Below are 749 nucleotides of genomic sequence, written 5' to 3'. Positions count from 1 at the left end.
GCCTGCGGCGCGGTGACGGAGTCGGGCAGTTCGGCGAGGGCGCAGGTCGGCACGGCGGCGTACTCGGCCCAGCCCGCGCTCATCGGGTGGCCCACGACCCGGCGCCCCGCCTCGGGCCCGCTGCCGTCCGCGGCCTGCTGCACGACCAGACCGGCGACGTCCTTGCCGGGCTGCCAACTCGCCCCCGGCTCCTCCAGCTTGAACGTCTCGCCGCGGTTCACCGAGTACGCCTCGACCTTGATCAGCGCCTCGTCGGGGCGCAGCCGCGGCTGCGACAACTCGGCGAGGACGACGTGCGGTTGACCGATGTGGGCCTTGCCCGTGGGTACGTAAGCTCTCATGCCGACAGTGGACCCGGCGCGGGGGAGCGGCGGCCAACAACCGGCCGCCGGATACGACAACCGGCGGTTGTCCTCGCGGGTCCGCGGGGTCGGTGAGAGCCGTGAGGTCCGCTTCCTTAGGGTGGGGCGCATGGAGCAGAGCCCCGATCCCGGCCCCGACCTCGATCTCGCGCAGGTCCGCGCCTTCGTCGCCGTCGCCGACGAGCGGCACTTCGGGCGCGCCGCCGCCCGCCTCGGCATCACCCAGCAGGCACTGTCCAAGCGGGTCGCCCGGCTGGAGTCGACGCTGGGGGTGCGGCTCTTCGAGCGGGGCGCGCGCGGGGTCGGGGCGACCGCTGACGGCGCGCGGTTCCTGGAACCCGCCCGGCAGGTCCTCGACGCGGGCCGGGCTGCCGTCGACGCCGTGCG

Annotated in this window: 1 protein-coding gene and 1 pseudogene; one reads left to right on the top strand and one right to left on the bottom strand. The window is 75.2% G+C overall.

Translation table 11 applies throughout. The features are described from left to right. Positions 1 to 341, bottom strand: a pseudogene (locus G3I40_RS29200) (alcohol dehydrogenase); the annotation flags it as partial. A 130-nt stretch (positions 342 to 471) separates the two neighbouring features. Here G3I40_RS29200 and G3I40_RS29195 point away from each other — a divergent pair. Beyond that, the coding region (locus G3I40_RS29195) for a LysR family transcriptional regulator (RefSeq protein ID WP_164305530.1) at positions 472 to 749 on the top strand (278 nt) is incomplete at its 3' end.

Source organism: Streptomyces sp. SID14478, assembly GCF_010548525.1.
Classification (GTDB): Bacteria; Actinomycetota; Actinomycetes; order Streptomycetales; family Streptomycetaceae; genus Streptomyces.
The sequence above is the reverse complement of the archived record's forward strand: the minus strand, read 5'-3'. Positions and strand labels throughout refer to the sequence as shown.